At 71.5% G+C, this 25,782-nt stretch carries 26 protein-coding genes and 1 pseudogene; 10 read left to right on the top strand and 17 right to left on the bottom strand.

Annotated elements, in window-relative coordinates:
- Nucleotides 1-124 precede the first annotated feature (124 nt).
- Nucleotides 125-934 carry a glucose 1-dehydrogenase gene (locus tag RQM47_RS11075; protein WP_314008974.1) on the bottom strand — a complete coding sequence of 270 codons (810 nt, stop codon included), beginning with the start codon at nucleotides 932-934 and terminating at the stop codon, nucleotides 125-127.
- Nucleotides 935-1,137: 203 nt separating this feature from the next.
- Here RQM47_RS11075 and RQM47_RS11070 point away from each other — a divergent pair, with 203 nt between their 5' ends.
- Nucleotides 1,138-1,536 carry a hypothetical protein gene (locus RQM47_RS11070; protein WP_314008972.1) on the top strand — a complete coding sequence of 133 codons (399 nt, stop codon included), beginning with the start codon at nucleotides 1,138-1,140 and terminating at the stop codon, nucleotides 1,534-1,536.
- Between the two features lie 25 nt (nucleotides 1,537-1,561).
- Nucleotides 1,562-2,293 carry a flavodoxin family protein gene (locus tag RQM47_RS11065; RefSeq protein ID WP_311666070.1) on the top strand — a complete coding sequence of 244 codons (732 nt, stop codon included), beginning with the start codon at nucleotides 1,562-1,564 and terminating at the stop codon, nucleotides 2,291-2,293.
- Nucleotides 2,294-2,955: 662 nt separating this feature from the next.
- Here the strand turns inward: RQM47_RS11065 and RQM47_RS11060 are convergent.
- The 11 genes from RQM47_RS11060 to RQM47_RS11010 form a co-directional block, all read right to left on the bottom strand.
- Entirely contained in the window at nucleotides 2,956-3,408 is a 453-nt protein-coding gene (locus RQM47_RS11060) for a DUF2147 domain-containing protein (protein ID WP_311664725.1), read from the bottom strand.
- A 429-nt stretch (nucleotides 3,409-3,837) separates the two neighbouring features.
- Nucleotides 3,838-4,449 carry a nucleotidyltransferase family protein gene (locus RQM47_RS11055; RefSeq protein WP_311664727.1) on the bottom strand — a complete coding sequence of 204 codons (612 nt, stop codon included), beginning with the start codon at nucleotides 4,447-4,449 and terminating at the stop codon, nucleotides 3,838-3,840.
- Nucleotides 4,446-4,955 carry a nucleoside-triphosphatase gene (locus RQM47_RS11050; protein ID WP_311664729.1) on the bottom strand — a complete coding sequence of 170 codons (510 nt, stop codon included), beginning with the start codon at nucleotides 4,953-4,955 and terminating at the stop codon, nucleotides 4,446-4,448. The genes RQM47_RS11055 and RQM47_RS11050 overlap by 4 nt, the downstream gene beginning before the upstream one ends.
- Nucleotides 4,952-6,124 carry a hypothetical protein gene (locus RQM47_RS11045; protein WP_311664731.1) on the bottom strand — a complete coding sequence of 391 codons (1,173 nt, stop codon included), beginning with the start codon at nucleotides 6,122-6,124 and terminating at the stop codon, nucleotides 4,952-4,954. Before RQM47_RS11045 ends, RQM47_RS11050 begins: the two co-directional genes overlap by 4 nt.
- A complete protein-coding gene (locus tag RQM47_RS11040; protein WP_311664733.1) occupies nucleotides 6,121-7,353 on the bottom strand; it encodes an XdhC family protein in 1,233 nt (410 codons plus the stop codon). The genes RQM47_RS11045 and RQM47_RS11040 overlap by 4 nt, the downstream gene beginning before the upstream one ends.
- Nucleotides 7,343-9,718, bottom strand: a complete 2,376-nt coding sequence (locus RQM47_RS11035) for a xanthine dehydrogenase family protein molybdopterin-binding subunit (protein ID WP_311664735.1) — start codon at nucleotides 9,716-9,718, stop codon at nucleotides 7,343-7,345. The genes RQM47_RS11040 and RQM47_RS11035 overlap by 11 nt, the downstream gene beginning before the upstream one ends.
- Complete coding sequence (locus RQM47_RS11030) at nucleotides 9,715-10,728, bottom strand: xanthine dehydrogenase family protein subunit M (protein ID WP_311664737.1); 1,014 nt, start codon at nucleotides 10,726-10,728, stop codon at nucleotides 9,715-9,717. The genes RQM47_RS11035 and RQM47_RS11030 overlap by 4 nt, the downstream gene beginning before the upstream one ends.
- The gene (locus RQM47_RS11025; RefSeq protein ID WP_311664738.1) at nucleotides 10,725-11,276 is read right to left on the bottom strand and encodes a (2Fe-2S)-binding protein; all 552 of its coding nucleotides are present in this window, start codon (nucleotides 11,274-11,276) and stop codon (nucleotides 10,725-10,727) included. Before RQM47_RS11025 ends, RQM47_RS11030 begins: the two co-directional genes overlap by 4 nt.
- Before the next feature lie 433 nt (nucleotides 11,277-11,709).
- Entirely contained in the window at nucleotides 11,710-11,859 is a 150-nt protein-coding gene (locus RQM47_RS11020) for a hypothetical protein (protein WP_311664741.1), read from the bottom strand.
- A 113-nt stretch (nucleotides 11,860-11,972) separates the two neighbouring features.
- Nucleotides 11,973-13,382, bottom strand: a complete 1,410-nt coding sequence (locus tag RQM47_RS11015; protein ID WP_311664743.1) for an NAD(P)/FAD-dependent oxidoreductase — start codon at nucleotides 13,380-13,382, stop codon at nucleotides 11,973-11,975.
- Between the two features lie 73 nt (nucleotides 13,383-13,455).
- A complete protein-coding gene (locus RQM47_RS11010; protein ID WP_314008969.1) occupies nucleotides 13,456-13,887 on the bottom strand; it encodes a hypothetical protein in 432 nt (143 codons plus the stop codon).
- Between the two features lie 166 nt (nucleotides 13,888-14,053).
- Between RQM47_RS11010 and RQM47_RS11005 the strand changes: the two are divergent.
- The 8 genes and pseudogenes from RQM47_RS11005 to RQM47_RS10970 form a co-directional block, all read left to right on the top strand.
- A pseudogene (locus RQM47_RS11005) lies at nucleotides 14,054-14,515 on the top strand (DUF5996 family protein); the annotation flags it as partial.
- Between the two features lie 97 nt (nucleotides 14,516-14,612).
- The gene (locus RQM47_RS11000) at nucleotides 14,613-15,554 is read left to right on the top strand and encodes a VOC family protein (RefSeq protein WP_311664749.1); all 942 of its coding nucleotides are present in this window, start codon (nucleotides 14,613-14,615) and stop codon (nucleotides 15,552-15,554) included.
- A gap of 184 nt (nucleotides 15,555-15,738) precedes the next feature.
- On the top strand, nucleotides 15,739-16,707 hold the full coding sequence (locus tag RQM47_RS10995; RefSeq protein ID WP_311664751.1) for a ring-cleaving dioxygenase: 969 nt from the start codon (nucleotides 15,739-15,741) through the stop codon (nucleotides 16,705-16,707).
- Between the two features lie 71 nt (nucleotides 16,708-16,778).
- On the top strand, nucleotides 16,779-18,245 hold the full coding sequence (locus RQM47_RS10990) for an aldehyde dehydrogenase family protein (protein ID WP_311664753.1): 1,467 nt from the start codon (nucleotides 16,779-16,781) through the stop codon (nucleotides 18,243-18,245).
- On the top strand, nucleotides 18,238-18,885 hold the full coding sequence (locus tag RQM47_RS10985) for an antibiotic biosynthesis monooxygenase (RefSeq protein WP_311664755.1): 648 nt from the start codon (nucleotides 18,238-18,240) through the stop codon (nucleotides 18,883-18,885). The genes RQM47_RS10990 and RQM47_RS10985 overlap by 8 nt, the downstream gene beginning before the upstream one ends.
- A 76-nt stretch (nucleotides 18,886-18,961) precedes the next feature.
- Complete coding sequence (locus RQM47_RS10980; protein ID WP_311664757.1) at nucleotides 18,962-19,444, top strand: redoxin domain-containing protein; 483 nt, start codon at nucleotides 18,962-18,964, stop codon at nucleotides 19,442-19,444.
- Between the two features lie 243 nt (nucleotides 19,445-19,687).
- Nucleotides 19,688-20,677, top strand: coding sequence for a phosphate acetyltransferase (pta, locus tag RQM47_RS10975; RefSeq protein WP_311664759.1), 990 nt, complete (start codon nucleotides 19,688-19,690; stop codon nucleotides 20,675-20,677).
- A gap of 12 nt (nucleotides 20,678-20,689) precedes the next feature.
- Nucleotides 20,690-21,535, top strand: coding sequence for a nitrilase-related carbon-nitrogen hydrolase (locus RQM47_RS10970; RefSeq protein ID WP_311664761.1), 846 nt, complete (start codon nucleotides 20,690-20,692; stop codon nucleotides 21,533-21,535).
- 30 nt (nucleotides 21,536-21,565) lie between these two features.
- On the opposite strand, the gene RQM47_RS10965 is transcribed toward RQM47_RS10970, so the two are convergent.
- From RQM47_RS10965 to RQM47_RS10945, 5 genes are all read right to left on the bottom strand, one after another.
- A complete protein-coding gene (locus RQM47_RS10965) occupies nucleotides 21,566-22,054 on the bottom strand; it encodes an RES family NAD+ phosphorylase (protein ID WP_311664762.1) in 489 nt (162 codons plus the stop codon).
- Nucleotides 22,054-22,509, bottom strand: a complete 456-nt coding sequence (locus tag RQM47_RS10960) for an antitoxin Xre-like helix-turn-helix domain-containing protein (protein WP_311664764.1) — start codon at nucleotides 22,507-22,509, stop codon at nucleotides 22,054-22,056. The genes RQM47_RS10965 and RQM47_RS10960 overlap by 1 nt, the downstream gene beginning before the upstream one ends.
- Before the next feature lie 180 nt (nucleotides 22,510-22,689).
- The gene (locus tag RQM47_RS10955; protein WP_311664766.1) at nucleotides 22,690-23,643 is read right to left on the bottom strand and encodes a phosphoribosylaminoimidazolesuccinocarboxamide synthase; all 954 of its coding nucleotides are present in this window, start codon (nucleotides 23,641-23,643) and stop codon (nucleotides 22,690-22,692) included.
- Nucleotides 23,643-24,680 (bottom strand): LacI family DNA-binding transcriptional regulator, encoded by a 1,038-nt coding sequence (locus RQM47_RS10950; RefSeq protein WP_311664768.1) that lies wholly within the window; start codon nucleotides 24,678-24,680, stop codon nucleotides 23,643-23,645. The genes RQM47_RS10955 and RQM47_RS10950 overlap by 1 nt, the downstream gene beginning before the upstream one ends.
- A 51-nt stretch (nucleotides 24,681-24,731) precedes the next feature.
- Nucleotides 24,732-25,619 (bottom strand): bifunctional hydroxymethylpyrimidine kinase/phosphomethylpyrimidine kinase, encoded by an 888-nt coding sequence (locus RQM47_RS10945; protein ID WP_311664770.1) that lies wholly within the window; start codon nucleotides 25,617-25,619, stop codon nucleotides 24,732-24,734.
- Nucleotides 25,620-25,782: the final 163 nt, after the last annotated feature.

Here is a 25,782-nt window from a genome sequence, read left to right as displayed (position 1 = left end):
GCGATGGTGTCCAGCGGAGGGGCGTCCAGCTCTGTAGCACGGACGCCGTTCGTCACCGCCCGACGGGCGCCGCCAGCAGCCCGGTTCAGCAGCGGGGAAACTCGGGGAGCTAGAGTCCGCGCGCCTACTCGCCCGGCACGAACGTCTGGTTCGCTGCGATCGGGAACGGGTCACCAGCCGACCAGCCTCCGTCGATCACGAACTCAGAACCCGTCGAGTAACTCGCGTCTGTGGAGGCTACGAACAGGACGAGCCGGGTGACCTCCTCCGGTTGGGCCATCCGCGGCAATGCGAGCTTGAGGTCGAGTCCTGCGTCTTCTGCGGAGAGGCCGCCCAGGATCGGCGTCTCGATGTAGCCGGGGTGGACCGAGTTGACCCGGATGTTCTCGCGTCCCAACTCGAACGCAGCCGTCTTGGTGAGCCCACGTACAGCGAATTTGCTGGCTGAGTACGCGTTGGCAAGGGGCGTACCCTCAAGCCCGGCAAACGATGAGATGTTGACGATGGACCCGCCGCCGGCCTTCCGCATCGACGGCACGGCGGCTCGGATGCCGTAGAACACGCCGTCGAGGTTGACGGCCATCACCTTACGCCACTCCTCGGGGTCAGTATCGGCGACGGTCGTCGGCGGGCCTCCAATCCCCGCGTTGTTGATGAGAACGCCGACCGGCCCGAACGCCTCCTCGGCGGTCGCCACCGCCGCATCCCACTGGTCGGGCTCTGTGACGTCGAGCGAGACGTAGCGGACGCGGTCGCCGAGTTCTCCGGCGAGCGCCTGCCCCTCGTCCTCGAGAATGTCGGCGACGACGACGTTGGCGCCTTCGGCGTGGAAGCCGCGGGCGTGCTCAGCGCCCATTCCTCTGGCGCCGCCGGTGATGAGAACGGTGGTGTCGTTGAATCGCTGGCTTATGTCTACGGGGGGGGGTATCTGCACGCCGATACCACCCCGAGCCGCTACGGTTCTGTGCCGCTCGCCACCGCGCGGGTAGCCCCCTCAAGCATGGAGCGGATCGACCTAGACGGCGCACTCGGCGAGCGGCTCCCGCTCGCCGCCCTAACGCCTCTCGCCAACGGAGCCGTAGAAGGAACTGGCCTCTCCTAGCAGGGGTCAAGTGGGCCCGCACACCACGAAGCCCCATGGACAAGAGACAAGTCAAAAAAGTCGCTCGGCTCCTGCTCGGCGGCGGGCTCGTCTTCGCCGGTACGAGCCACCTCACGGTCTCGCGCAAAGAGTTTCGAGCGCAGGTCCCGAACTGGGTGCCGCTCCCGATAGACACGACGGTCGTCGCCTCCGGCATCGCTGAGATCGCTCTCGGGGGCGCGCTCATCGCGACCGGCGAACAACATAGGGCGACGGTGGGGAAGGTCGCGGCGGGGTTCTTCACGGCTGTCTTCCCCGGCAACGTCTCGCAGTTCGTGAACCGCCGGGACGCCTTCGGCTTGGACACGGACGCGAAACGGTTTACGCGGCTGTTCTTCCAGCCCGCCCTCGTCTACTGGGCACTCAAGAGCACAGAGAGCGAGAGATCCTCTTAGGATGATGATTCACCCAAACACCCTCATGTCCAGTCCTCCGCCCGCCGACTACGCCGACCTCCGCGCGCTCGTCGTCAACTGCACGCTCAAGCCGTCGCCCGCCCGCTCGCACACCGACCTCCTGCTCCAGGTCCCCATCGGCATCTGGGAAGACCAGGGCGTCACCGTCGAGGCTGTCCGCGCCGTCGACCTCGACCTCGCGCCGGGCGTTCAGCCCGACATGACCGAGCACGGGGCCGACCGCGACGACTGGCCGGCGCTCTACGACAAAGTCGAGGCCGCCGACATCTTGCTCGTCGGCACGCCGATCTGGCTCGGCGAACGGTCGTCGGTGGCCTCGCGGCTCATCGAGCGGCTCTACGCCATGAGCGGGATGCTCAACGAGAAAGGCCAGTACGTCTACTACGGCAAGGTCGCAGGGTGTGTCGTGACCGGCAACGAGGACGGGGTCAAGCACGTCGCGCAGGGCGTGCTCTACGGCTTGCAACACCTCGGCTACACCATCCCGCCCCAGACCGACGCCGGATGGATCGGCGAGATCGGGCCGGGACCGAGTTACGGCGACGAGCGCGACGACGGCTCGCGGGTCGGCCTCGACAACGACTTTACGCGCCGCAACACGACGTTCATGGCGTGGAACGTGCTCCACCTCGCGCGGCTGTTGAAGGACGCCGGCGGGGTCCCGGCCTACGGCAACCAGGAGCGCGCGTGGGCCGACGGGGCGCGCTTCGGCTACGAGACCCCGGAGGACCGCTGACGCCCACGGCCCGCGGGCTGGCGGCCTGGTTCGCCGCCGACCACGGGACACCGCTGGCCCCATCTCGTCCAGGCCCGCCGCGTGCTCTACAGACCTCCGGCTCCGGTTTCCTGGCGAGCCGGACCGGGTCCGTTTCCTTCTGAGAGGCTGTTTGGTACGGGAGGAGTCCCCCTCCCAGCTGCGCCGGCCTCACGGTTGTCCAGGAGGAGAACGTCCCTGCCGACATCGACGGCCGCCCCGCCCGGCGACCGCGGCTCGACGAGGCAGTCCGGCCGCGGTCCCAGCCCCGCGCACTCTGTGCCGTCCTCGACGCTTCGATGGGGCGGGGTGGGTGAGGCAGAGCGGACGAGACTTGAGAAACTGTTTGGTAGTGGTTCTCCTTCCTCTACCGGCAAAGGGCGGGGTGGGGGACGGACGTCGGAGCGGCCGCCTTCCCGACCTCCCCCCGCTGGGGAGAGGGGACTCGGAGCCGGGCACCAAACCGTCTCTGAGACGCACCGCTTTGACCGCCCCGCCCCGCCCCGCTGGACGCGCTTGGCACCGACCCCGGCGTCGGCTTGCCGTTCGCAGTAGGTCGAGGTCCGAGCTCTCGTTAGAATCCGTGTCGCCGCCCGGAGTCGGAAGGTCGCCGTCAGCTTGCACGCGGGCCGTGCCTGACACCTCTACTGCGCGCGCCGCCAGGTTTGCGTGCGACCGAGAGCGCGGACGCCGACGTACCCGCGGACGCGGAGCTCGTCGCGGCCGTCGAGCTTCAAGATGCCCTTGTACCGCTTGGCGTTCGTCGGGTCGGTGATGCGCCCGCCGGAGAACTCTCCGCCGTCCCACTCCATGCCCTCGATGAGCGGAACGGTGCGGAGATCTGCCCCCTCGAACTCCCCAATGCACTCGCCGCAGAGGTACTGGGGCTGCGGAGACTCCTCCGTCGGCAGGATGCGAACGATCCGCCCGCGGAGCACGCCGCTGGACTCGGTGAGACGGACGACGGACTGGGGCTCGTCGCCGTCGTACGTCGTCCAGTCGCCGAGGTAAGCGCGCGCTCCGGGGGGCAGCGACTGCGCCGAGACGGTTGGGGCGACGAGGAACGCTGCGAGGACGAGGAGGACTGTTCGGAGCATGAGACGAAGAGTGGTGGACGTCGACGCTAGCTACAAGCCGCGCGCCAGACGTTCCATCGGGCCGTAGAGATTCCCGAACCACGTCTTTCTACTCCGGCTGTCCTCCCATCTGGACGCCTTTGGTCACCACACGCCTCTCGGGCGACAAGTCCTCAAGCGGGAGTCGCGGTGGCGGCATCCGCTTTCAGGCAGTTTGCTCACATGCGATCGAGCACGTGTAGCGAACCGGGAAGGTCAGGTGAGACGAGGACTGAGCGTCGTCCCTACTCCTGGATCTTTGAGTTCGTGCGCCCTCCTCCGCCCCGCCCGAGCGGCCTCTACGACGTCCTCTCTCCCGCTGGCAGGAGACATCGCGCAGCGTCGGCGCAGCCAGGGGGCGGGGTGGCGCATCGACCGTGAGATCTGGTATTGGGGCTCCGGCGGTCGTCTCTACAGAGCCCGCACGCGCCGTCGGAGCGTGGCGAGTGCATGGGGCGTGTCGGCGTCCATCGTCACCCCCTCGTCGCCGGTGTCGACTCGGACGAGGCTCGCGGTGTGCTCGATCAGGACGGCGCGGGCGCCGTCGTCGCCGCGTAGGCGCAGGAGGTCGGGGACGAACGCCTTGGAGAACACGACCGGGTGGCCGGGCTGCCCTCGCCAGATCGGGCGCACGATGGCGGGCGCCGGGGACTGGCGCCAGACCTCGGCAAGCCGCACGAGCGTTGCGGTTTGGACGAGCGGCACGTCGCCAAGCAGGACCACTACTCCGTCGAGGTCCGGGTCGAGGTCGGCGACGGCGACGCGCATCGACGCGCCCATGCCGTCCCGCCAGCGCGCGTTGTGGACCGTTCGAACGCTCCGCGCCTGCGCGACGGCGCTGACGGCACTGCGGTCGTATCCGCCCACCACGACGGCGTCTGCGAACATCGCGTCGGTCGCGAGGTCGAGGACGTGGTCCAGGACGGGCCGGCCGGCGAGGTCCGCGAGCAGCTTGTTCTCACGCCCCATCCGCGACGAGCGGCCGGCGGCGAGCACGACGGCCCCCAGGCGGCGCGCGCTCACAGGGCGGTCTGGGCGGGGTGGAGCCTCGGTCCGCCTGGGAGCCGGTCCCCCAAGCGCACGACGTCCGCGTCACTCAGCCCGAGGTCGGCGACGGCGCGGTCCAGGAGCGTCTCGCGGACAACCAGGAGCAAGCGCGGGCTGCCTGGCTGGCGCGCGCGCGCGATGGCCGGCCCGACGGCGTCGGCCAGTCCTTCGCCCCGGAGCTCCAGCGGGCCGACCTCGTCGACTACGAGCCAACTCCCGGCGCTGTCGGCGCTGTCGACGCGGGCACGCGCCCAGGCGAACGTGGCGGCAGAGAACGCGAACCGGCCGACACGCACAACCTCGTCACCCGGCTCTGCTTCGAGCGGTCGCGTCTCGCCCGACGCTAGAGACAGCACGTGCCGTCGGCCGTTGATCACTGGTTGCAGCACGCCAGCGGCGCCCGGTATAGCACCGTTGGCGAAGACGCGGCGCAGGGCAGTGGTTTTGCCCGTCTGGATGGGGCCGGTGAGGACGACGATCATGGGGCATCGGGTCTCTCCCCGCGGCGCTCCCCGCTGGTGAGGGCGGCGGCCGAGACGAGAACCGCGAAGGCGAGCGGGCGTGCTCCGCCGCGGCCCCGCGTCTTGCGCCACGCGAGCCCCGCGATGGCGCGGAGCTCGGGGATCTGTTCGGCCGCGCGTGCCACGTCGGCGCCGCGCCGGGACCGACCAGCGAGCCGGTGGACGAGCCGAAGCGCGAGCGGCGCCACAACGGTCGTCCACAAGGCGAGCAGCACGGCCGCGCGCACGACGGCCACAGCCGCGTCGGCTGCGGGCCGTGCGCTCCCCTCGGTCAGCCCGAGCGCGGCGTAGGCGGCCAAAAGGAGGGCCGCCAGACCGAGGCGGCGGATCGGTGGCCGGGCGTACCACGGCCGCGGCGTGCGCGCCGCGCGTGCCGTCCGCTCATCGGAGCGGTCCCGCCCCGCCCGTGCGAGGGCCACCGCGCTGGGCCGCTGAGCGGCTCGGAACGCCCGCTTGGGGACGCGCGCCGCCAGCACGCCGACCACCCCGCCCACCACGAGGTGAACGCCGATGTAGACCGACACGAGCCACACGCTCCCCGACCCCGCCCCGCCCAGGTCGGCGCCTACGACCGCGCCGAGCTGACGGGTTGCCAGGTCCACGAGCGCGTCGACGGCGTCCCAGAAGGCGGCCCCGAACAGGATCGTCATCACCAAGACTCGCTGGACGGCCGACTCAGCGAGCGCGACGACGCCCAGCACGAGCGGCCCCAGCCGTCGGCCCAACGTCGGCAGGGCGAGCGTGGCAAGTCCACCCTGGAACGCGACTGCGAGGTACGCGCCGACGGGGCTGTGCGGGCTCGCCGCCGCTTTCACGCCGAGCACGACGGCCGTCGCCCCGAGCAGCGTCCGGCGCACGGAGCGGCCGTCACGCCGCGCCGCCTCGGCAATCAGCGCCAGCAGCACAACGGCGCTCGACCCGACCAGTAGGCCGGTCAGCGGCAGGCGCAGTGCGTGGAGCGCACCGCCGAGCCCGACCTCGACGAGCCCCCACAACGCCGTTAGCCGTGCGACAGCGTGTGATCCTCCGGCTCGGTGCCCGTCGGGCGTATCCGTACGGTGCGCCTCGTCGCTGGCCGTCATGGGCGCGAGCTCCGGCGGCGCGCCGTCGGCGAGGGAGGGGGGCGTCACAGGAGAGACGCTCGCGGCCGATCCGAGTTGGTGGTGAGCCGCGAGTCCGCCTCTGTCCGGATCTTGGACGTCCAGGTCTTGGAGTGGCTCAGGATCTCGGCGCACGTTGCGAGCGCAATCTCCTCGGGCGTCTCGGCGCCAATGTCGAGGCCGACGGGCGACGAGAGCCGGCCGGCCGTGAGCGTCACGCCCGCCTCGGCCAGGTCCGCGACCAGACGCGCTGTACGCTCCCGAGAGCCAAGGAGCCCGAGGTAGGGGACAGCAGCGGCGCTGAGCGCCCCGACCAAGGCCCGGTCGCGCTCGAAGTTGTGCGTCAGCACCACGACCGCCGTCCGGTCGTCCAGGTGCCCCGCGAGGTCGGACGGCTCTGGGACGGCTAGCGCACGGTCTGCCTCGGGGATCGCAGCGGCGACCTCGGGCGCAGAGCTCGCGCCGACGGCGACGGTCTCCCAGCCCAGCAGCGCCGCCTGCCGGACCAGGGCGCGGGCGTCGGGGCCTGTCCCGGCCACGGCAACGCAGACCGGCGGCCGGACGACCTCGATGCGAACCACGACCTCGCCCGCGTCGCTGGGTACCGCAACCGTCCGACTGGCGCCCGCCGCGAGCGCGCCGACGGCCTCAGCCATGAGCGCCGCACGCAGCGCGGAGTCTTGGACTGTGCCGTCGACGTCGCCGTCGGCGCGGGCGAACAGGTGGCGGCCGAGGTGTACCTCTGGCCCCCCGGTGACGAGCGCCAGCGCCCCGGTCCGGCGCGACCGGAGGGCGTGCGCGACGGCGTCGAGCGGTCCGGCGTGGCCCGGGCGAACGGGTTGGACGAGGACCGTGACAGTCCCGCCGCAGCCGATCCCGAACGCGGCGCGGTCGCCGTCACCCAGGCGCGACGTGAGCGCGACCGTGCGCGGCCGGCCCGTGCGGACGGCGTCGAGCGCGTGCCACGCGACCTCGCCCTCCAGGCAGCCGCCCGAGATCGAGCCCAGGGTTTGGGGCCGAGGGACCTGCGCCCAGGTGTGCAGCGCGTCCGTGACGGACGCGAAGTCGGTCACCGGGTCCGGCACCACGAGCAGGCGCGCACCCTCGCGGCGGAACGCCGAGCCCTCCACGCCGACGACCGACGCGACGGCGAACGGACGCCTGTCGGCCCGCAGCGCGGCGTAGTCGGCTAGGAGCGCGCGCAGGCTGTTCGGCGCCGAATGGCCGGCCGGCCCAGCGTCCAGGCCCTCAGACGGCATGGAGCACCTTGTCCAGCGTCGCCGGCAGGCTTAGGACGCGGACGCCCGTCGCGTGGGTGATGGCGTTGATAACGGCCGAGGACGTGCCGACGGTCGCGATCTCGCCCACACCGCGCGCGCCGAGCGGGTTGAGTTCGTAGTCCGGCTCGCCGACAAAGTGGGCCTCGATCTCGGGCGCGTCGCGGTTGGTGAGCGCGTGGTACTCGGCCAGCGTGTCGTTGGCGTAGCGGTGGAAGTTCGGGTCGAGGATCGCCTCCTCCATCAGCGCCATCCCGATGCCCATTACCACGCCGCCGATGGTCTGGGACGCCGCCGTGGTCGGGTTGATGACCTTGCCCACGTCGTTGACCGCCACCACCTTCTCGACGCGCGGCTCGCCCGTCCTCGCGTCCACGCGGACGCGCGCGAACACGCAGCCGTACGAGTGGAAAACGTAGTCCGACGGCATCAGCATCTGGAGCTTGTTCGGCCCCGACGCCGCCGTGGCCTCGACGGGCTCACCGTGCCGCCGGACGGCGTCCATCAGCGTCTCGCGCCCACCCGGCCCGATCAGCTCGCCGTGCTCCAGGCGAACGTCGTTCGCGCTGGCGCCCGCCAGCGGCGAGGCGTCGTCGTCGATGGCCAGTTCGATGACGGCCTGGACCGCGGCCTGGCACGCGGCCCTGACGGCGGGGCCGACCGAAGCCATCGTCATGGAGCCGCCGTGGACGGGCGCGTGCGGGAAGTCGGAGTCGCCGAGCGCGAACCGGACCTTGTCGAGTGGCAGGCCCAGCGTGTCGGCGGCCACCATCGTCATCGAGACGTAGGTGCCCGGCCCCATGTCGGAGGCGGCCGTGTGGACCTGGGCCGTCCCATCAGGCAAGAGCCGCGCCGACGCCGACGCCTTGATCCGGTTGGCCGGGTAGAACGTCGACGACACGCCCAGCCCGACCCAGTCGTCGCCGTCGCGCATCGAGCGCGGGGCGAGCGGGCGGTCGGCCCAGCCGATCTTCTCGGCGCCCAGGTCGTAGGCCTCGGCGAGGTGCTTGGACGAGAACGGCGTGCCCTGGACGTCGTGCGTCGCGTTGTTGCGGCGGCGTAGCTCCAGCGGGTCCATCCCCATCTCAGCGGCCAGCGCGTCCATCGTCACCTCCAGCGCGTGCGCGCCCGAGCACTCGCCCGGCGCCCGCATCGAGGTCGGCGTCTGGACGTTCAAGGGCACCAGCCTATAGGTCGTGCGCAGGTTGGGCGTGGCGTAGGCCATCCGCGTGGTGTTGAGCAGGTTCATCGTGTACTCCTCGTACACCGACGTCTCCTGCCAGCCCTCGTGGATCACGCTCTGCAAGCGCCCGTCGGCGTCGGCCCCCAGCCGGACGCGCTGGAGGTTGTGCGGCCGGTGGCCGACCGACGTGAACATCTCGGCCCGCGTCAGCACCAAGCGGACCGGCCGGTCTAGCTCGCGCGCCGCCATCGCCGTCAGGAACGTGTGCGGCCATGTCCGCAGGCCCGAGCCGAAGCCGCCGCCGGTAAACGGCGTAATCACCCGGACGCTCGACTCCCGAATGCCCAGCACGCTCTCGACGGCGTCCTTGGCCGTGTTGAGCGCGTCGACTTTAAGGTCAATCTCCTCCTGGCGGATGCCGAACGCGAGCGCCAGCTTGTGGCGCGCGTTGTCGACCCATTGGGTTTTGTCGTGGACTGTGAGCTTGTTGCCCTCCCACCACGCAATCGTCGCGTGCGGCTCGATGGGGTGGTTGACGAGGGTCTTGATCTCGATGTCCAGGTCGACGGTGTGCGCGGCGGCCTCGAACGCGGCGTCCGGATCGCCCACCGTCACGTCGGACGGGCGGCCCGTCATCGTGCTGTTCTCGGCCGGCTTCTTCGGCGCCGAGACGCGCGGCGTGTCCTGCTCCTCGTCCGCTTCGGGCCGCTGGCGGGCGGCGTGGAGATTGGTGTCGGCTGGCGCCTCGTCGACCGTGACGCGAACCAACGTCGCCGCGTGCTCCGCCTGCTCCAGCGTCTCCGCCACGACCACGGCCACGGTCTGGCCGCTGAAAAAGATCTGGTCGGTCTGGAGCGGACGCAGCGGATCGCCCACCTGGGGCTGCACCTGGGGCCGCATGACGGGCTCCTCGTACGGAAGCTCAGGCGCGTTGAGGTGCGTGAACACCCGGACGACGCCCGGCGCCGCCTCTGCCTGCTCCGTGTCGATGGACGCGATCCGGCCGCTGGCGGCCATCGTGGTCACCAAGACGCCGTGCGCCAGCTCCGGCCCGAAGTCTTTGGAGAACTCGGCGGCGTACGTCGCCTGTCCCGAGACCTTGAGCGGCCCGGTGACGCGGCGCGTGGCCTGGCCGATGATGGGAGTGGTCTGGGTCGTGGTCATCGGGCATCACCGGATGCGCGCTGCGCGCGTGCGAGCGCCTTGCCTAGGGCGACGGCGACGGTGCGCGGGGCGAGAGGAATCTTGAAGTCGTTGTGGCCGTAGCCGGTCGCGTCGGCGACGATGGCTTCGCCCGCTTGGCGGAACGCGTCGTCAGTGGCAGGGCCGCCGCGGAGCAGGTCCTCGGCGTCGAACGCGCGCCACGGCTTGTGCGCCACCCCGCCCAGCGCCAGCCGCACGTCCTCGACCTGGCCGTCGGCGCCAAGCGCCAGCCCAGCGGCGACGGAGACGAGCGCGAAGGCGTAGCTCTGGCGGTCGCGGACCTTGACGTAGACCGACTGGCGGCTCGCGTCGGACGGCGGCGGAAGCGTAACGGCCGTGATGATCTCGTCGGCCGCGAGCACCGTCTCGACGTCGGGCGTGTCGCCGGGCAAGAGGTGGAAGTCGACGAGGGGGACCTGGCGCTGGCCGCCCCGCCCCTCGATCTCGACCGTGGCGTCGAGCGCTGCCAACGCCACGCACATATCCGACGGGTGCGTGGCGATGCACGCGTCGCTCTCGCCCAGGATGGCGTGGATGCGGTTGAAACCGTCTTTGGCCGGGCAGCCCGAGCCGGGCTCGCGCTTGTTGCACGGGTAGCCGGGCTCGGTGAAATAGTAGCAGCGCGTCCGCTGGAGCAGGTTGCCGCCGGTCGTGGCCCGGTTGCGCAGCTGCTGCGAGGCGCCGGCGAGCGTCGCCTCCGACACCATCCGGTAGTCGCGGCGGACGCGGTCGTGCGCCGCCAGCGCTGTGTTCGACACCAGCGCGCCGATGCGCAACCCGCCGTCGTCCGTCTCGGCGATCTCCCCCAACGGCAGGTCCTGCACGTCGACGAGGTGGTCGGGCGTCTCGACGCCCTTCCGCATCAGGTCCACCAGGTTGGTGCCGCCGCCCAGCGGCGTCGCGCCGGGCTCGGCCAGCAGCGCGAGCGCGTCGGCGACGGAGGCGGGTTTGTGGTAGGTAAAGGGCGTCATGCGGAAGCGGGCGGGGTGGTCTGGGCCGCGTGGCGGAGCGCGGCGCGGATGCCGGGGTAGGCGCCGCAGCGGCAGATGTTGCCGCTCATGCGCTCGGACAGCTCCTCGTCGGACAAATGGGCGGCGGAGTCGGGCGACAGGTCCACGTCTACGACGCTCGGCTGGCCGGTGGCGGCCTCTGCCAGCAGCGCGACGCCGGAGACGATCTGGCCCGGCGTGCAGTAGCCGCATTGGAACCCGTCGTGCTCGATAAACGCGTCCTGCAGCGGGTGGAGGTGGCCGGGCATCCCGATGCCCTCCACCGTCGTCACCTCCTGGCCGTCGCAGGTCACCGCCAGCACCAGGCACGCGTTGACGCGCTCGCCGTCGAGGAGCACGGTGCAGGCGCCGCACGCGCCCTGGTTGCAGCCCTTTTTGGAGCCGTTGAGGTCGAGCCCCAAGCGCAACGTGTCGAGCAGGCTGGCGCGCGGGTCTACGGAGAGGTCTCGGGACTCGCCGTTGATGGTGATCGCAACGTCTACAAGAGGCGAGTCAGAGGGGGCAGGCATGGGCGTATGTACGAAAGGATGTGCGCGCCTGTCGGGCGTACGATGGCCGAGTGCGGCGCAGGCGCCGTAGGAGCACACTACTGAGACGTCCGAATGGATCGGCTCGCGGTCTGGAAGCTAGCCTAGGGGCTGACGCATAACCGAAGGGGTTTCCCGTAGGTGCGTGAGAGTGAGCACCTGCGACGGCTTGTACCAGGTCGCTGACTTTCTACCTCATGCTCCAACGCCTTCAGAGGAGTTCCCCTCCTAGACACCGCGAAGCGACGGCGCAGTCAGGAGGGGCCAGGGGTGGTGGATGGGCGGGGCGGGGCGGCTCGGGTGAGGCACAAACCTTCAGAGCTGGTGTTACGCCGACCAGAGCGAGCTGCAGTCCCAAGCCTCGGGGATCACGCGGAGGTTCGGGAGGTGGGGGACGTGCAGAGTGCGATCGTCATCAAGCGCGGGGCCGGCACGGCGCGCCAACCGTAGCGACGGAGCGGACGCTGGGGGTCTGGGCCGCGGCGAGCAGTACGGCCGCCCCGCCCATGAACCGCGCGGCGGCGAGGTCGGCCACGTTCGACGAGACGTGGGTGTCGAAGGTCACCGTTAGACTGGCCCAGCCTGGAAAAGTCGAACCGGAGCACGGCTAGGGCCGCGGTCGTTGTCGAAGCGAAGCGTGCGGGAGCGCATAGGATAGGGGGGAGGGTGGAGGGCCGGTTACGGTTGCGCTTCGGCGGGCGGTGCGTCGACGGCGCGCTGGAGGAGGCCCGCCACGCGCTCGCGGTTGAGCACCAATCGCGCCGAGCGGTCGTAGGTGAAGTAGTTGTAGACCCAGTTGACGTAGACGTTGGCCCGGTTTCGGAAGCCGATCAGCAGGGCCAGGTGGAGCCAGGCCCAGGCTTGCCACGCCACGTAGCCGGTCAGCTTGATCCCGCCGGGCACCTCAGCCACGGCGGCACCACGCCCGATGGTCGCCATGTTCCCTTTGTCGGTGTAGCGGAACGGCTTGGCGTCCGGCGCCTCGCCGCGCGCCTCGGCGGCCAGCCGCCGCGCCACGTACCGAGCCTGCTGCTGGGCGACCGGCGCGAGCTGGGGCAGCGGCTCTACGCCGGCCGCGACGTCGCCGACGGCGTAGACGCCCGTGTGACCGGGCACCGACAGGTCCGGCTCGACGGCGATCCGCCCGCCGCGGCCTTGCTCCACGCCCAGCGTCGCCGCCAGCCCAGCCGCCTGGACGCCCGCCGCCCACAGCACGGTCTGGGCCGGGACGCGCTCCCCGTCGATGATCGCCGCCGTCGCCTGCCCGCCCGCGCCCTCGACGCGCTCGACGGCGGCGCCCAGCCGGACCTCGACGCCGCGCTTGCGGATCTGGTCGAGCGCGTACTGACGGAGGTCGCGGTCGTAGACCGAGAGGACGCTGTCCCCGGCCTCGGCCAGGATCACGCGCGCGCGCGACAAGTCGAGCTCGGGGAAGTCCTGCTGGAGCACCATGTCGAACAGCTCCACGAGCGCCACCGACATCTCGACGCCCGTCGGCCCGCCGCCGACGAGGACGAACGTGAGCGCGCCGCGGTCGATCTCGTCCGGGTCGAGCGTGGCCCGCTCGAACCGGCGGATGGTGTGGCTCCGCAGCGCGACGGCGTCTTCCAAGTGTTTGAGGCCGAAGGCGAACTCCTCCACGCCGGGCACGCCGAACGACGCCGTCTCGGCGCCGGCCGCGATGACCAAGCGGTCGAACGGGATCGGCTCGCCCTGGGCCGTCTGGAGCTCACGCCGCTCCCAGTCCACGCCGGTCGCCCGGGCCATCCGGAACCGGGCATTCGCCTGGCCCTGGAGGACGCCGCGGACCGAGTGCGCGATCTCCTCGGGCTCCAGCGCCGCCGTCGCCACTTGGTACAGGAGCGGCTGGAAGAGGTGGTAGTTGTTGCGGTCGACGAGCGTGAGTTCGACGGGCTCGCCGTCGAGCTCCTGGGCCAGGCGGAGCCCGGCGAACCCGGCGCCGACGCAGACGACGCGCAACGGCCGTCCGCCGGGCGGTGGTGACGGGTGGCGGCGCCAGCGGCGCAGGGCGGCGGTGCCCAGGCCGAGGGCGCCGGCGGCGAGGAGAGCAGTCCGGGTGCGAGGCATACAGACGATGGGTTGGGGGAGGCGGAGGTGTATGTCGGGCGGCCGTCGGCGTTCAGCATCGCTCTGCTGGCTGTTAGGCTTCGGCCGCGAGCGCGCCGGCCGCGAGCGCGCCGGCCGCGAGCGTGACGAACACGGACCGGCGCGGACCCGCCGACAGCTGCCGCGTCTTGTGGCCGTGGCCGTCGACGTCCTCCACCAGCAGGACTTCGCCTGGCCCGAACCTCCGTACGTCAGGCGACCCGACCGGCTGGCCGTCGGCGTCGCGCTCGGTGCAGGCGATCTCAATCTCGCCGTCGAGCAGCAGGATCAGTTGACGGGCCGGGGCGGGGTGGTAATCCCAGTCGTAGTCGTCGTCGGTCTCGCGGAACTGGGCCGTCCCGGCGTCGGCGGCGTCGCTCATCCGGCCGATGACGCCCTGGTCGGTCAGGGGCACGTCGGCCGTGACGAACCGGGTGCCGCCGGCGGCGGTGGAGACGATGCGGGTGAGGCGGAAGACGTCGGGCATACGGAGGCAGAAAGAGGGGAGGGCAACATGGACGCCTTAGGTCGGCGCCGAGACCCGCTCTGCGACTAAACCGAACGGGCGAACACGATTTTGGGAGCATCGACCACGGCTGACAAGGCACCCGTGCCGTTCTTCCTGCATGATCACCGTCGCACATCCGCCCGACGACACGGAGCACGCGGCCTACGACGCCGACGCGGCGCAGCGCCACTGGCGCGTGCTCGTCCAGGCCCACCGCGTGTTCACCGACTTCCGCGCCCGCTTCCTGGGCAAGGTGAGCCCGGTCCACTTCTTCTGGGGCGCCTTCGACCTCGCCGTCACGCGGTTCTCCGGCCGCGAGGCGCCGACGCACCCCGGCGGCGTCCCCAACTGCGCCGACTGGGTGATGGAGGAGGCGTACTCGCGCGAGCTCTCGAGCGCCGGCTTCTGGGCGGGCGCGGGCCTGGGCGGGGCGGCGTACTTCCACGACGACCTGGGCGAGTTCGTGCTGCCGTACGAGGCGGTGCGGACGGCGGACGACCCGGAGGCGGTGCTCCTGGCGTTCCTGCAGAGCACGTACGAGGCCGCCGCCGACCTAGCAGACTGGGACCAGGCGGGGCTGGAGCGCGAGTCGGCCCCTCCGGCCTGACGGCCCGCGCGACCACGCGGCCCCTACGTCCCCACCCCGCCCGGCCTCTACTGCCCGTCCCCGCCCCGCCCCTACCGCTCACCCTCCGTTCTCTGCCATGTCCTTCCGCACGCCCGGCCTCCACCACGTCACCGCCACGACAGACGGCGACCAGGAGGACCTCGACTTTTTCGCCGGCACGCTCGGCCTCTCGCTCATCAAGCAGACCGTCAACTTCGACGACCACGACGTCTACCACTTCTACTACGCTGACGCCGCCGGCACGCCTGGCAGCGTCATGACGACGTTCCCCTACGGCCGCCGCGACGTGCGCCAGGGCCAGGACGGGGTTGGAATCACGAGCCTGGTGGCGTTCTCGGCACCGGTCGGATCGCAGACGTTTTGGGAGCAGCGGTTCGCCGAGCGTGGCGTCGCCACCGAGTCCGCCGAGGTGATGGGACGCCCGGCGCTTCGGATCAGTGACCCGTCCGGCCTGCCGCTGGCGGTCGCGTTCGGCGAGGACGACCGCGCCGGCGCGCCGGGCCTGGACGCCGAGGTGGCGCTCCGCGGCGTGCTGGGCGTGCAGCTCCGCGTCCGCCAGGCCGCGCCGGTCGCTGCGTTCCTGGCCGACAGCTTTGGGATGGAGGTGACGCAGACCGAGACGGGCCATCTCGCCCAGGCCGAGGGCGGCGGCCCGGGGCAGATGGTCGAGCTCGTCGAGGACGCCTCGGCGCCGGAGGCGAAGAACGGTCTGGGCACGGTCCACCACGTCGCCTTCCGAGCGCGGACGGACGCCGAGCGCGACGCGCTCCACGACCGCCTAGCGGCCGAGGGCGTGAAGGTGACGGAGACGAGGGACCGCTCCTACTTCCGGTCGATCTACTTCCGCGACCGCGAGCGGACCGGCGGCGTGCTGTTCGAGGTCGCCACGGACGGCCCCGGCTTCGACCTGGACGAGCCCGCCGGCGCACTCGGCCGCGAGCTCCGCCTGCCGCCGGGCGTGGACGACGAACAGGCGGTGCGCGAGGGCCTGCCCGACGTCGCCGTCCCGACCCCGTAGACACGACCGCACGCGCTCCCCGAATGCGGCTCGCCGTCCTGATGATCGTTCAGTTCGACTCGGAGCGCGACGCCACGACGCCCTGCCGGTTCGACTGACAGGGTCCTGCACACTCTCACCGTCGTCGACGCGTCCATCTGCAGGTCCAGAGGACGTAACCCACGTAACTCAGCCATACGAACCCATGGAACCCCACGCACACAAGCCTGCCACCCACGGCCTCCACCACGTCACCGTCATCGCCGGAGACGCTCAGGAAAACGTGGACTTCTACACCGGCACGATGGGGATGCGCCTGGTCAAGAAGAGCATCAACCAGGACGCCCCGGACGTCTACCACCTCTTCTACGCCGACGCCGTGGGCACGCCCGGCACCGACCTCACCTTCTTCCCCATCCCGACCGCCAGCCGCGCGAGCGCCGGCCCGGGCCAGGTCGTCGAGGTCCCGCTCGCCGTGCCCACCGGCAGCCTGGACTTCTGGCAGGAGCGGCTGGGCGAGCACGGCGTGACGACGGGCGAGGTCGAGACGCGGTTTGGCGAGCGGGCGCTCCCGTTCGAGGACCCGCACGGCTTGCGGCTGGCGCTCGTCGAGACCGACGACGAGCGCCCGTTCGTGCCGTGGGGGCAGAGCCCGGTTCCGGCCGAGCACCAGGTGCGCGGCCTGCACGCCGTGCGGATCTGGGAGCGTGGGACGGAGCCCACCGAGACGCTCCTGACGGCGGTGATGGGGATGGAGAAGGTCGGCGAGGACGGCGACTGGCACCGCTATGCGGCGCCGGGCGGCGGCTCGGGCACGTACGCCGACGTGAAGGTGGTCGCCGACGCCGCACCCGGGCGGGGTGGTGCCGGGGGCGTCCACCACGTCGCCTGGCGGATGCACGACGACGACCAGGAAGACGTGCTCCGGAGCTACATCGAGCGGGTCGGCCTGCGCCCGTCCCCGCCCATCAACCGCTTCTGGTTCCGGTCCGTCTACTTCCACGAGCCGGGCGGGGTGCTCTTCGAGCTCGCGACCGATGGCCCCGGCTTCGCTCGCGACGAGGACCCCGAGCACCTCGGCGAGACGCTCGTTCTTCCGCCGTGGCTGGAAGCGCAGCGGGAGCAGATCGAGGCCGGCCTTCCCGTCCTGGACACGCCCCACGTCGGCACCTGAGCCCGCGCCGTCTGACGTCCTGCTCCGTCGCGGCACTTCGACCCTACCTCCTTACCACAGCCTACGCTCTCATGTCATCCTCCGACACCCACGCTCGCCACTGGATCGGTGGCGAGTGGGTCGACTCCGAGACCCACACCGACAGCATCGACCCGGCCACCTACGACGTGATCGGCACGTACGCCGACGGCGGCGAAGCCGAGGCGCAAGCCTGCACCGCCGCCGCCAAGCGCGCCTTCACCGAGACCGACTGGTCCACCAACCGCCAACTCCGCGCTCAAGCGCTCAACGAGATGGCGGACCGCTTCGAGGCGGCTACCGACGAGCTCGTCGAGATCTTGTCGCTCGAGAACGGGAAGGTGAAGGACGAGGCGCGGTTCGAGGTCACCATGGCGCCGTCCAAGCTCCGCTTCTACGCGGCGCTGGCGCTCGCCGAGGGCGGCCGGGCCGTCCAGGTCGCGGCCGGCAAGTACACGACCGTCTACCGGGAGCCGATGGGCGTGGCCGGAGTGATCGCGCCGTGGAACTCGCCCATCATCCTGTTTATCCGCTCGCTCGCGCCTGCGCTCGCGGCCGGGACGACCGTCGCGGGCAAGCTGCCGGGCCAGACGGCGCAGACGAACGCAGCGATGTACCGCGTCTTCGCGAGCGTCGAGAGCCTACCGGCGGGCGTGCTCAACGTGTTCCACGAGTCCGGGCCGGACGGGTCGAAGGCGCTCGTCGCCTCGCCCGATGTGCCGACGATCAGCTTTACCGGGAGCACCGCCACGGGCGCGGCCATCCTCGAAGCGGGCGCCCCGATGATCAAGCGCTTCGGCCTGGAGCTCGGTGGGAAAACGCCCCACGTCGTCGCCGCCGACGCCGACCTTGACGGGGCGCTCCCGGTCATCGTGAAGTCGCTGACCACGTTCGCGGGCCAGTTCTGCATGACCGGGAGCCGGCTTCTCGTCGAGCGCCCCGTTTACGACGAGGTCCGCGACCGGCTCGGCGAGATGCTCGCGGCCGTCAAGGCCGGGCCGGCCGCCGATCCAGAGAGCGACATGGGACCGCTCATCGACCGGCCCAACGTCGACCGCGTCGACGAGATCGTCGAGAAGGCGATCGCCGAAGGCGCGACGGTGGTGACGCGCGGCGGACCGATCACGGAGGGGCCGCTCTCGAAGGGCGCCTTCTACCGGCCGACGCTCCTGGAGGTGGCCGATCCCAAAATGGACATCGTCCAGGAAGAGACGTTCGGGCCGGTCTTGACGATGCAGGCGTACGATTCGGAGGACGAGGCCATCGCGCTCGCCAACGACTCCATCTACGGGCTCGCGGCCGCCGTATGGTCGACGGACGTCGACCGCCCGCTCCGGCTCGCGCGGCGCATCGACGCCGGGACGGTCTGGATCAACAACTGGGCCGTCATCTACGACGAGAGCGCCGAGGGCGGCTACAAGCAGAGCGGGCTCGGCCGCCTCAACGGCGTGGCCGCGATGGAGGACTTTGTCGAGTACAAGACCGTCATCCAGGAGCTCTCTGTCGTGGAGCGTGCCTAGTCCGCCGCCCGCCCGCCTCGACGCCGAGGCGGGCGCGGTCGCGGAGGTCGGCCCCGCCGCCGTCGCCGTTGTGCAGCGCGTTCCCCGGTGGGAGCGCGAGCGCTACGAGTCGTGGCTCGCCACGTTCCACCGCGTCGTGGCCGACCGTCCCGGCTTCCAGTCGGTCGACGTGGTCCGTCACTCCGAAGGAGACGATATCCTGTACACCGTCCTCACGCGGTTCGACGGGTCCGCGGCGCGCGACGCGTGGCTCGCGTCGGACGCGCTCGCCGACCTCCGCCAGACGCTCGGCGAGATCGCCGGGGCGCACCGCGTGGTCCAGCAGGGGACGGGCCGCGAGCTGTGGTTCGACCTCGCCCCGCCGGGCGCACGCGCGCCGTTCTGGAAGCGGGCCGTGCTCAGCGCGGCCTGCGTCTACCCGCTCCTGCTGATCGCGAACGCGACCCTCGGCCGGCTCCTCGGCCGCTTTCCCGCCCCGCTGGCGCTGGCCGTGACGGTCGTCGTGCTCTCGTGCGTCCTCACCTATCCCGTGATGCCGCTCGCGACGCGCTGGGCGCGGCCGTGGCTGTACAACAGAGGGAAAGAGCCCACAGGAGGCGCCACAGAGAGAGGTCCGGCCTCGCCCCCCTCGGTGGAGTGAGCGGCCCACGGCCGCCCCGCCCCAGAACCCCGCCCCGCCCCATGCGTCCACCCCGCCCCTCACCACCCTTGCCCCCATGGCCCTGAAGACCGGCGACCGCGCCCCCGACATCCAGCTCTACGACGACGCCACCGAGCCGTTCTCGCTCCAAGACGCCCTCGCCGACGGCCCCGTCGTCGTCCTGTTTTTCCCCGGCGCCTTTACGAGCGTGTGCACGACCGAGCTCAACACGGTCGGCAACGACTACGACCGCTACCGCGACCTCGGCGCGACCGTCGTCGGGATCTCGACCGACTCGCCGTTCGCGCTCGCCGAGTTCAAGAACGTGAACGGGCTGCCGTTCCCGCTCCTCTCCGACCACGAGGGCACGGTCTCGGCGGCCTACGGGGCCAAGTACGACAACGACTTTACGCCGATGGGCCTCGACCGCATCTCGAAGCGGGCGGCCTTCGTCGTCGGCGAGGACGGCACGATCCGCTACGCCGAGGTGCTCGACAACGCGGGCAACCAGCCCGACTTCGACGCCGTCCTGGGCGCGCTCCAGGCGGACGCCGCCTAAGCTCCGCCCCGCCCAGCGGGGACGCGCTTTCTCCACCCCGCCCGCGGCGCTTGTGTCGGGCGGGGTGGAGGTAGGCCTCCCGAGCGGGGCGGTCACGTTCGAGGCCGCGACGCGTCTGCGGTGTCTCGCGTGCCGAGACCGCATGGCCCCACGACACGCACGTCGTTGCTCGGGCGGGGTGGAGCGCCGCTTTGCCCGCGATCACCTCATGGGCGTTTGTCCGTTATTGCAAAATCTAGTATCATGTTCTCTATCACCGACCTCCACGACCGCGCGCGCGCGCTGAACAAAAAGATCGCGCTCCCCGAGGGGACCGACCCGCGCACGATCCAGGCCGCGCTGTGGCTCGCCGAGCGCGGCGTGGTCCGCCCCGCCCTCGTTGGTCCCGAGGCCGAGGTCCGCGCTGAGGCCGAGCGGCAGGGGACCCCGCTGCCGCCGTCGATCTCGGTCGTGGACCCGGCGACGAGCCCGCGCGCCCAGGACTACGCGCAGGCCCTGTTCCAGAAGCGGAAGCACCGGGGGATGACGTACGAGCAGGCGCGCGAGGCCGTGCACGACGTGTTGTACTGGGGCGACCTCATGGTCGACGCCGGCGACGCCGACGGATGCGTAGCCGGCGCGGCGCACCCGTCGCCCGACGTGGTCCGCGCGGCGATCCACGTGCTGGGCGTGGCGGAGGGCTCGGCGCTCGTGTCGTCGTTCTTCCTCATGGTGCTCCCCGACGGCCGCCCGCTGACGTACGCCGACTGCGGCGTGAACCCGTACCCGTCGCCCGACGAGCTGGCCTCGATCGGCCTCGACGCGGCCCAGAACCACCGCTTCCTGACGGGCGAGGAGCCGCGCGTGGCCTTCCTGTCGTTCTCGACCAAGGGCTCGGCCGAGCACGACCTCGTCGACCGCGTGCGCCAGGCGACCGAGACGGCGCAGCAGAAGCGGCCGGACGCGGCCATCGACGGCGAGCTCCAGTTCGACGCCGCCTTCGACGCGGCGGTGGGGGAGCGGAAGGCGCCGGGAAGCGCCGTCGCCGGCCAGGCTAATGTGTTCGTGTTCCCCAGCCTCAACGCCGGCAACATCGGCTACAAGATCACGCAGCGCGTGGGCGGGGCGGAGGCGTTCGGGCCGGTCCTGCAGGGGCTCCGCCTCCCGGCCAACGACCTGTCGCGGGGGTCGGACTGGGAGGACATCGCGAACGTGGCGGCGATCACGGCGCTCCAGGCAGGCGCGCTCGATTAATCCGTTATTGCAGTGAAACTAGCTGTCATTCAGTTCGACGTCGAAAAGGGCGGGGTGGAGGCCAACCTCGCCCACGCCGAGTCGCTCCTGCACGAGCAGGGCGGGGCGGAGGCCGACCTCGTCGTGCTCCCCGAGCTGTTCGCGACCGGCTACTTTTTCGACTCCACGGAGCAGGCCCACGCGCTCGCCGAGCCGGTCCCCGACGGCCGGACGGTGCGCCGCCTCGAAGCGTGGGCGCGCGAGACCGGCGCCACGTTCGTTGCCGGCCTCGCCGAACGGGCGGGGAGCTCTCGCCGCCCCGCTCACTACAACAGCGCCGTCGTGGTGGCGCCGCGCGGCTGGCTGGGGACGTACCGCAAGACGCACCTCTACTACGAGGAGACGCAGCACTTCCGCCCCGGCGACACCGGCTTCCCCGTGTGGACCGTCGCGGATCGGGCGGGGCGGCCCTACCGGCTGGGCGTCATGGTCTGCTTCGACTGGTTCTTCCCGGAGTCCGCCCGAGCCCTCGCGGCGGGCGGGGCGGACGTGGTCGCGCACCCGTCGAACCTCGTCCTCCCGCACTGCCCGGAAGCCATGCCCATCCGCGCCCTCGAAAACGGCGTGTTCACGGCGACCGCCAACCGCACGGGGTCGGAGTCGAACGGCCGCGAGACGCTCACGTTTATCGGCCGCAGCCGGATCTGCTCGCCGCGCGCCGAGGTGCTCGCCGAGGCCCCGCGCGTGGGCGACGCCGTGCTCACGGCCGAGGTCGACCCGCACGACGCCCGCGACCGCCAGCTCAACGCGTACAACCACCGTGACGACGACCGCCGCCCCGCCCTCTACGCGTCCTACGCATCGAGCGGGGTGGGCTGAGTGGGGAGGCGCGTAGGTCCCGCCCCGCCCTCACGGCCGGCTCAGCCGCGGGTCGACCGGAAACGGCTCGGGGTCGCCGGCCCCGATCTGCCGGAAGTCGGGGTGCGTGGGGTTGAGGAGCACGTTCCACTCCCGCGGCACGACGACGGACGGAACGACGAGCGCGGCCGAGCGCTGCCCGTCGAACCACGCCGTCCCCAGCGCCTGCGTCGACGGCGGGTGCGGCCACGCCTGCCAGTCGGCGGGGAGGTCGTCGAGGTCGACGCGCTCCACCAAGCCGGCGGGGACGTCCAGGGGGACGGCGACGTAGGCCGCCCGGAGCAGCTCGGTCCGGTCGACGTGGACGAGCGTTTCGAGGAGCGCGAGCGAGGCCGACGAGGCCGCGTAGACGACGGGCCGCCCGCGCGCGTGCCACCGCCCCGCCCGCAGGGCCGAGCCGATGCCCGAGAGGGCGGAGCCGGCGTACTTCGCCTTCGTGAGCCGCCACGCGCGGAGGTCTCCGCTGGGACGTCGGGCCACTACGCGGCGGCCGTGAACTCGACCGCGTAGAGCGCGTCCTCGACCGCGCGGGCGCCGGGCGCCGTGTCGGCGTGGCGGAGCGGGGGTTCGCCGCCGAAGAGCGCGTGGGGCTCGGTCATCCACTCGGCCCCGGCCCGGTCGTCGCCGAGGGCGACCGCGGCCATCTCGGCGAGGCGCGCCGCGCGGAGCAGGCGGTCCGACTCGTCCGTCGCCAGCCGCCCCGCCGCCCGGCGACGTGCGAGCGTTCGGGGGGCGATCCCCAGCGCCTCGGCGAGCGCGGGCGCTGGGAGCGCGAGCGCCTCGCGGAGCGCGTCGAACGCGCGGGCGGGAAGGCCAGCGCGGACCGCGCGGGCTAGACGGACCGGCCCGTCGACTCCGTCGAGGCCGAGCAGGCGCGACCCGTCCAGGGCGTCGAAGGGGACGGTGTCGAGGTCGGGCGGGGCGGTCGTTCTCATGGGAGCGCGCGGGAGGCGAGCGGAAGGTACGTGCCACATGCCTCTTGGTTTCGGCACATGGCACGCGACCCTGAACACCACCGTTCTCGCTCCCCACCCCGCCCGTTCTGGTGCGGACGTGTCGTGGGGGCGGGGTGGCGCCCGGCTCGGTGGTCTATCTGCGTTGCTCTCGGCTCTGGATCACCCTGCGCCGGCCACCCCGCCCAGCGCGGCGCGGATGCGGCCTTCCGGGTCTGGGCTCAGGTCCGGTTCGAACGCCTGTCCCGTGACCGTCTCGTACAGCTCGACGTAGCGCGCGCTCACGTCGCGCACGAACTCCGGCGGGAGGTCGGGGAGCGTTTGCCCGTCGAGCCCGCGGAACCCGTGCTCCATCAGCCACTCGCGCACGAACTCTTTCGAGAGCTGCCGCTGCGGCCGCCCCGCCCGCAGCCGCTCCTCGTACGTGTCGGCGTAGTAGTAGCGCGACGAGTCCGGCGTGTGGACCTCGTCGATGAGGAGGAGCCGGCCATCGGGCGCCCGCCCGAACTCGTACTTCGTGTCGACCAGGATCAGCCCGCGCTCGGCCGCGATCTGGGTGCCCCGGTCGAAGACGGCAAAGGCGAGGTCGGCCGCGCGCCCCAGCGTGTCGGCGTCGACGAGTCCGCGCGCGACGATCTCGAGGCGCGAGACGTCTTCGTCGTGGCCCTGGACGGCCTTGGTCGCCGGCGTGAGGATCGGGCGGGGCAGGCGGTCGCCCTCGCGGAGCCCGTCGGGGAGCGGCTCGCCGCACAGCTCGCGGCCGCCTTCTCGGTAGACGCGCCACGCGTGGCCGGCGAGGTAGCCGCGGACGACGAACTCGACGGGGAGCGCGTCGCACCGGACGCCGACGGTCACGTTGGGGTCGGGCACCGCCAGGACGTGGTTGGGCGCGACGTCGGCCGTCCGCTCGAAAAAGTAGGCGGCCACGCTGTTCAGGACCTGACCCTTGAGCGGGATGGCCTGGCGGAGCACGTGGTCGAACGCCGAGATCCGGTCGGTCGTGACGAGCACGAGGCGCCCGTCGCCGGCGTCGTACGTGTCGCGGACCTTGCCCTCGTAGCGGGTCCCCAGGCCGAGGTCCGTCCGGGCGAGGGCGGGGGGGAGCGGGGCGGTCATCACGCGCGGGCGGGACCCGACGACCCGCGGGCGATGAGCCGGGCGGGGAGCTCGACCCCGACGCAGTCGTCTTGGCTCCCGTCGAGCCGCGAGAGGAGTTGCTCGGCCACACGGAGCCCGGCCCGCTGCATTTCCTGGCTGACGGTCGAGAGGTCGAGGTAGCGGCTCAGCTTGAGGTCGTCGTAGCCCACGATGGAGACGTCGCGGGGCACGCGGAGGCCGTTGTCGCGCGCCCACGCCCAGGCCCCGTATGCCTGCACGTCGGAGGCGGCGAAGATGGCCGTCGGCGGGGTGGGGCCGCCCATGAGCTTGGCCATCGCTTCGGCTCCGGCCTCCTCGGAATACCCCGCGTGTTTGGTCGTGTCGCCGGCAGCGACGAGGTCAGGGTCGTAGTCGATCCCGGCCGCCTCGAGCGCGCCCCGGTACCCGGCCAGCCGGGGGCGCGCGCTGTACCCCCACGCGTGGGCGGTGACGAGCGCGATCCGGCGGTGCCCGAGCTCGATCAGGTGCTCCGTCGCCGTCCGTGCGCCGGCCTCGTCGTCCCACCAGTACGCGTCGAACTCGTCGGACTGGCTGCCCAGGAGGACGACCGGCGCCTGCATCCCCCGAAGCTGCACCGCGAGCGCCTCGTCGACGGGGAGCGACACGAGCAAGAGCCCGTCGACGGCGCCCCGATGGAGGAACCGCTGGAGCGTCGCCCCCGGGTGGCCCGAGCCCAGGTTGCACAGGAGCAGGTCCATCTCGCGCTCGCGCATGGCGTCCTTGACGCCCTTCAGGATCTCGACGTAGAACGCCGATGTCGCCGACGGCAAAGCGACGGCGAGCGAGGTCACCGACTGCTGGGCGAGGGCTCGCGCCGTCCGCTGCGGTCGAAACTGGAGCTTCTGGATCGCCGCCTGGACCCGGTCGCGTGTGGCGTCGGAGACCTCGTTCGAGCCGTTGAGGACGCGGGAGACGGTCGAGATCGCCACCTTCGCTTCGCTGGCAACGTCGTAGATCGTGGGGCGCGTGCGGGGCGTGGGCGGGGTTCCGGCCATGAATCGGGGCGGGGTGGATCCCAAGAAGCGTTCGCGGGGGCGGGGTGGAAGCTAGGTCCGGTTTTCCGCGCCCGTGCTGGGAGCGGGCGACGCGTTCCCGCCGCTGGCCCACCAGGGGTTGATCCGTGACGTCCGCCCCGGCACGTCGAAGGGGTGACGCGCGGCTTCGGTCGAGGCACGCTTGGCGGCCTGCAGGGCTTCCTCGACGGGCGAGCCCTGGACCATTTCATTTAAGGCCGTTATTGCAAATATACTTGACATCCCATCCGCCGCCGATCCATCAATCAGAGAAGCCTCGTACAGCGCGAAGTCGTCGCCGTCGTAGTACAGGTCGAACGCGAGCGGGACGGGCGCGCCGTCTCCCCCCGGTGTCCCAGGGTCGTCGGCCGCGTCGTAGAACCGGTAGGGGAGAGACCCGCAGCGAATGACGACCCGCTGAGCGCCCCGGTTGTGCAGCCGCTGTGCGGCAACTTGAGCGTCGTCAAGCGACTCGATCTGGCCTCCCGTGACGAGTTCGGCGTCGGCCTTCGACACCGTTACGAGCGTAGCAACCCCGAGCCGGTCCGCGACGGCGTCGATGCCTCGTGCCGAAAGCACAGTCTCACCATTCGGTCCCGACGCGACGAGGTCCAGGACGGAGGGCACCCCTAGTGCGACGACAGCGTCACACACGGCCTCGACCGTTTTGGGTCCACCCAGGATTCCGACCTTAATCCCTTCGACGGCTCCCGTCGCTTGGAGATGTTCGAGCTGAGCCTGAACCGTGTCGACGGGAACGTCGGTGACGTCGGTAACCATACCGTCGGACGCAACGACGATGGAGGTACAGACGGGGAGCGGGGCGGCGCCGACCGCCCGCGCGGCCAGCACGTCGGCGGCGAGCCCGCGCTCAGAGACGGCGTAGAGGGCGCCGACGACGGCGAGAGGACGGAGATACATAAGGTGTGAGATGAGAAACGGTGCCGCTCGGGACGCCACCGCTCGTCGGGTTGGGGCGGCCTGCTGCCCATGTACTAAGCCACCCCGCCCAGCGGCGAGGGCGGGGTGGTGAGCGCCTGCAAGGTTGTGCCGGTATGCCATGACGCTGCATGACCTCTACGAC

This window comes from Rubrivirga sp. S365, from assembly GCF_032248475.1.
Classification (GTDB): domain Bacteria; phylum Bacteroidota; class Rhodothermia; order Rhodothermales; family Rubricoccaceae; genus Rubrivirga; species Rubrivirga litoralis.
This window is presented reverse-complemented; position numbering and strand designations above follow the sequence as displayed.

What these genes read in the sequence shown, in the direction of transcription:
- RQM47_RS11070 (WP_314008972.1), top strand. Translation starts at nt 1,138, where the DNA reads ATGGACAAGAGACAAGTCAAAAAAGTCGCTCGGCTCCTGCTCGGCGGC.
- RQM47_RS11065 (WP_311666070.1), top strand. Translation starts at nt 1,562, where the DNA reads ATGTCCAGTCCTCCGCCCGCCGACTACGCCGACCTCCGCGCGCTCGTC.
- RQM47_RS11060 (WP_311664725.1), bottom strand. Translation starts at nt 3,408, where the DNA reads ATGCTCCGAACAGTCCTCCTCGTCCTCGCAGCGTTCCTCGTCGCCCCA.
- RQM47_RS11050 (WP_311664729.1), bottom strand. Translation starts at nt 4,955, where the DNA reads ATGATCGTCGTCCTCACCGGCCCCATCCAGACGGGCAAAACCACTGCC.
- RQM47_RS11040 (WP_311664733.1), bottom strand. Translation starts at nt 7,353, where the DNA reads ATGCCGTCTGAGGGCCTGGACGCTGGGCCGGCCGGCCATTCGGCGCCG.
- RQM47_RS11035 (WP_311664735.1), bottom strand. Translation starts at nt 9,718, where the DNA reads ATGACCACGACCCAGACCACTCCCATCATCGGCCAGGCCACGCGCCGC.
- RQM47_RS11030 (WP_311664737.1), bottom strand. Translation starts at nt 10,728, where the DNA reads ATGACGCCCTTTACCTACCACAAACCCGCCTCCGTCGCCGACGCGCTC.
- RQM47_RS11025 (WP_311664738.1), bottom strand. Translation starts at nt 11,276, where the DNA reads ATGCCTGCCCCCTCTGACTCGCCTCTTGTAGACGTTGCGATCACCATC.
- RQM47_RS11015 (WP_311664743.1), bottom strand. Translation starts at nt 13,382, where the DNA reads ATGCCTCGCACCCGGACTGCTCTCCTCGCCGCCGGCGCCCTCGGCCTG.
- RQM47_RS11010 (WP_314008969.1), bottom strand. Translation starts at nt 13,887, where the DNA reads ATGCCCGACGTCTTCCGCCTCACCCGCATCGTCTCCACCGCCGCCGGC.
- RQM47_RS11000 (WP_311664749.1), top strand. Translation starts at nt 14,613, where the DNA reads ATGTCCTTCCGCACGCCCGGCCTCCACCACGTCACCGCCACGACAGAC.
- RQM47_RS10995 (WP_311664751.1), top strand. Translation starts at nt 15,739, where the DNA reads ATGGAACCCCACGCACACAAGCCTGCCACCCACGGCCTCCACCACGTC.
- RQM47_RS10990 (WP_311664753.1), top strand. Translation starts at nt 16,779, where the DNA reads ATGTCATCCTCCGACACCCACGCTCGCCACTGGATCGGTGGCGAGTGG.
- RQM47_RS10980 (WP_311664757.1), top strand. Translation starts at nt 18,962, where the DNA reads ATGGCCCTGAAGACCGGCGACCGCGCCCCCGACATCCAGCTCTACGAC.
- pta (WP_311664759.1), top strand. Translation starts at nt 19,688, where the DNA reads ATGTTCTCTATCACCGACCTCCACGACCGCGCGCGCGCGCTGAACAAA.
- RQM47_RS10960 (WP_311664764.1), bottom strand. Translation starts at nt 22,509, where the DNA reads ATGAGAACGACCGCCCCGCCCGACCTCGACACCGTCCCCTTCGACGCC.
- RQM47_RS10955 (WP_311664766.1), bottom strand. Translation starts at nt 23,643, where the DNA reads ATGACCGCCCCGCTCCCCCCCGCCCTCGCCCGGACGGACCTCGGCCTG.
- RQM47_RS10950 (WP_311664768.1), bottom strand. Translation starts at nt 24,680, where the DNA reads ATGGCCGGAACCCCGCCCACGCCCCGCACGCGCCCCACGATCTACGAC.
- RQM47_RS10945 (WP_311664770.1), bottom strand. Translation starts at nt 25,619, where the DNA reads ATGTATCTCCGTCCTCTCGCCGTCGTCGGCGCCCTCTACGCCGTCTCT.